The organism is Paraperlucidibaca sp. (assembly GCF_982810325.1).
Genome location: NZ_CEYEMI010000061.1, coordinates 1 through 4,093, shown reverse-complemented (window position 1 = coordinate 4,093; position 4,093 = coordinate 1). Strand labels below are relative to the sequence as shown.

The 4,093-nt window shown below is 52.3% G+C and carries 3 protein-coding genes; 1 reads left to right on the top strand and 2 read right to left on the bottom strand.

The genetic code is table 11. The features are described 5' to 3' along the window. Positions 1-73 precede the first annotated feature (73 nt). Positions 74-955, bottom strand: coding sequence for a LysR family transcriptional regulator (locus AC3DKE_RS11040; RefSeq protein WP_487990720.1), 882 nt, complete (start codon positions 953-955; stop codon positions 74-76). Between the two features lie 109 nt (positions 956-1,064). Here AC3DKE_RS11040 and metE point away from each other — a divergent pair, with 109 nt between their 5' ends. Continuing rightward, positions 1,065-3,356 carry a 5-methyltetrahydropteroyltriglutamate--homocysteine S-methyltransferase gene (gene metE / locus AC3DKE_RS11035; RefSeq protein WP_487990719.1) on the top strand — a complete coding sequence of 764 codons (2,292 nt, stop codon included), beginning with the start codon at positions 1,065-1,067 and terminating at the stop codon, positions 3,354-3,356. 106 nt (positions 3,357-3,462) lie between these two features. Here the strand turns inward: metE and AC3DKE_RS11030 are convergent. After that, on the bottom strand, positions 3,463-4,093 hold a 631-nt coding region (locus AC3DKE_RS11030; RefSeq protein ID WP_487990718.1), incomplete at its 5' end, for an IS6 family transposase.

Below are 4,093 nucleotides of genomic sequence, written 5' to 3'. Positions count from 1 at the left end.
TGAGCGGCAGTACCTAATGAGGCATGAGATTGTCTAGTAGAGTCGGTTCTTATCATAATGCCGCTTTGCTAAGTCATAAGCTTCGCGCTAACTCGATAAACGCGCGCAAATAATCAACGCTTAAATCGCCCTCGCGCGCACCCAAATAAATTTGTTTGGCAATGCCCTCTGCACCTAAGCGCACCGGCACCACCGCCATGCTTGCGGCATATTCTTGCGCCAGCCAACGCGGCAATGCCGCCACACCACGACCACTCGCCACCATCTGCAACATAATATCGGTAGTCTCAATAGTCTTATGTCGCTTCGGCATGACGCCTGCCGGCAGCATAAACTGGCTGTAAACATCCAAACGCTCAATGGCCACCGGATAGGTAATCAGCACCTCAGAACTCATTTGCTCAGGCTTAACAAATGCCTGTTTTGCCAAGGCATGATCGCGCGGCACCACCAGCACCTGCTCATAATCAAACACTGGCTCAAACTGCAGGCCAGGCTTCAGTATTGGATCCGGCGTGACCAATAAATCGATGTCATAGCTAAACAAAGCGCCAATGCCACCGAATTGAAACTTCTGCTTCACATCGACATCAACACTAGGCCAAGCGGCCAAATACGGCGCCACCACCTTCAGCAGCCACTGATAGCAGGGATGGCACTCCATGCCGATGCGCAAAGTGCCACGCTCACCCTCGGCAAACTGCCGCATACGCTCTTCAGCATGCTCAAGTTGCGGCAATAGGCGATTGGCCAGCCCAAGCAAATAGCGCCCTGCTTGCGTGAGCCTCAGGCTGCGCCCTTCTCGCAACCAAACGTCCGTGCCTAACTGCATTTCCAGCTTTTTCATGGCATGACTCAAGGCCGACTGCGTTAGACACAAGCTGCCGGCTGCGGCGGTCAGCGAGCCCTGCTTTTCGACCTCGCGAATGATGTTTAAGTGGCTGCGCTCAATCATGATTGATTAATTTATCTCATGGATAGGTGAATTATCACCATTTTACTTCATATATTGCTCTGCCTACTATCCTCGGCGTCGCTTCATCTACACAGACCGAGAATTAATCATGTCAAACGTAACTACCCACAACCTTGGCTTTCCGCGCATCGGTGCGAAACGCGAACTGAAGTTTGCGCTCGAATCCTATTGGCGCGGTGAGTCATCGAAAGATCAACTCACCTCCGTGGGTGCTCAACTCCGCCAGCGCCATTGGGCGCATCAAGCCAAATTGGACTTGGTGCCCGTTGGCGACTTTTCCTTCTATGACCAAGTGCTCGATTTAAGCTTCACGCTAGGCAACTTACCCGAGCGCGTCCAAAGCTTTCATGGCGATACTCTAGATAACTACTTCCGCGTTGCCCGTGGCCGTTCGGCGGCTGGCGCTGAAGATCACGCGGCTTGCTGCGGCGGCGTGGCGGCAGGTGAAATGACCAAATGGTTCGACACCAACTACCATTACATCGTGCCCGAGTTCACAGCGGCTACCGCGTTTTCGCTCGATGCCAGCCGCCTGCTAGCGCAAGTTGCCGAGGCCAAAGCTCAAGGCATTAAGGCTAAACCAGTCATTGTTGGCCCCGTTACTTACTTGGCCATTGGCAAGGCCAAAGACAACTCAAACAAGTTGGCTCTGCTCGAGCAACTACTACCAGTCTATGCCGACTTGCTCACGGCCTTAGCCGCCGCAGGTGTGGAATGGGTACAAATCGATGAGCCGATTTTGGTCACCGAACTCAGCAGCGAATGGCAAGATGCTTTCCGCACCGCCTACGCCACCCTAAGCCAAACCAAGGTTAAATTATTGCTGGCCACCTACTTCGGCCAACTGCAAGAAAACATAGCACTGGCCTGCGAGCTGCCCGTGCATGGCTTTCATCTCGACGCCATTAATGCCCAATCCGAAGTGGCCACGTTGCAAGCTCAGCTACCTCAAGATCGCGTGCTGTCATTAGGCGTGATCAATGGCCGTAATATCTGGAAAACCGACTTAAACACCCTGCTCGATTGGCTCGAACCTGTAGCTAAGCAGCTCGGTGATCGTCTGTGGATTGCCCCTTCCTGCTCGCTTTTGCATGTGCCGGTAGATTTAAACAGCGAACTTAGCTTCGATGCCGTAGTGAAGCCTTGGCTAGCCTTCGCGCTGCAAAAGCTCGACGAGCTAGAGATCGTCGCCACTGCGCTTAACCGCGGCCGCGACAGCGTAAGCGCCGAACTCAGCGCCAACCGCGAAGCCATTGAGGCTCGCCGCCTATCGCCTCGCGTCAATAACCCTGCCGTAAAAGCAGCATTGGCCACGATTACGCCAGAATTGGGCCAACGCCGAAGCGCATACACCGCACGTGCGGACAAACAGACCGCGCTACTGCAACTGCCTAAATATCCAACGACGACCATCGGTTCGTTTCCGCAAACGGCCGAAATTCGCCAAGCGCGCAGCCAATTTAAGGCCGGCCAAATCGATGACACCGCCTACACAGCGGCCATGAAAGCCGAAATCGAACGTAGTGTGCGTGAGCAAGAAGCATTAGGTCTGGATGTCTTGGTGCATGGCGAGGCCGAGCGCAATGACATGGTGGAGTACTTCGGCGAGCAACTCGATGGATATGTGTTCAGCCGCTTTGGTTGGGTGCAATCGTATGGTTCACGCTGTGTGAAACCGCCCATTTTATTTGGCGATATCAGTCGCCCCAATGCAATGACCGTGGCATGGACTACGTTTGCGCAATCGCTCACAGCAAAGCCCATGAAGGGCATGCTAACTGGCCCTGTGACCATTTTGAATTGGTCGTTTGTGCGCGATGACCAGCCGCGCTCAGTGTCGTGCTACCAACTAGCCTTGGCTATTCGTGCAGAGGTTTTAGATCTCGAAAAGGCCGGCGTACAAGTCATTCAGATCGATGAAGCCGCATTGCGCGAAGGCTTGCCGCTACGTCAGTCACAATGGCAGGCGTATCTGGATTGGGCAGTCGAGTCGTTTCGCATCAGCGCCAATGGCGTCGGCGATGCGACGCAGATTCATACCCACATGTGCTACTCAGAGTTCAACGACATCATCGCTTCTATCGCCGAGATGGATGCCGATGTCATCACCATCGAAACTTCACGCTCTGATATGGAGCTGCTAGACGTATTCGATCACTTCAACTACCCGAACCAGATAGGCCCAGGCGTCTACGATATTCACTCGCCGAATATCCCGACCGAAGCTCACATGGTGCAGCTAATGCAGAAAGCCGCTGAGCGCATCCCGGCCGAACGCCTGTGGGTGAACCCTGACTGTGGTTTGAAAACGCGGCAATGGCCTGAAGTTTTACCCGCCCTGCGCAATATGGTGGCAGCGGCGAAAACGTTGCGAGCGTAAGCTAATGCAAGGTCAAACCTAGTAATGCCTAGGTTTGACCTGAGTGCTTTAATACTGATCGATATTAATATGTTTTCACTAATGAGCTTCTAATGGTACTGACAAGTTAACTTTCAGACTCAGCAAGATTGTATAAATTGGAAACTGCAGCATGATTCGTTAGAAATAGCTGAGCCTGGCTCGGCGATTTAAACCACCTCATTCCTCGCTCTCGAAATCGCTTCAACTCATGCGATTGTTCTGCCCTGTTGTTCGCGTATTTAGCTGTATTGTGATGAACAGTCGGCATTAGCTCGCGTTGCGCAACTTTATAGCTTGCCAAGTTATCAGTGACTATCGTTCGCGGCTGACCGCCGTAGCTGCGTAACAAGCGCTTGAAGAACTGCTTTGCCGCCGCACTATTGCGCCTACTCTGAACAAAGGCATCGACCACTTCGCCATCTTGATCAACGGCTCGCCACAAGTAATGCTGCTTTCCGTTTATCTTGATGAATACCTCATCGAGATAAAACGTATCGCCAAACCCAACGTGTTTTTGTTTGAGCTTGCGAGCATAGGAAGGCCCAAACTTGATACACCACAATCGGATCGCCTCATAACTGACAGAGATGCCCTTCTCTGCCAGTAAATCTTCGATGTCACGAAAGCTCATGTTGAATCGATAATAGATCCAGACTGCATAGCTAATGATGCTGGGATGAAAACGATGTCGTTTGTAGGTACTCATGACCAAATTA

Excerpts from the sequence above, each read along its gene's own strand:
- metE (WP_487990719.1), top strand. The coding sequence starts at position 1,065 with ATGTCAAACGTAACTACCCACAACCTTGGCTTTCCGCGCATCGGTGCG.
- AC3DKE_RS11040 (WP_487990720.1), bottom strand. The coding sequence starts at position 955 with ATGATTGAGCGCAGCCACTTAAACATCATTCGCGAGGTCGAAAAGCAG.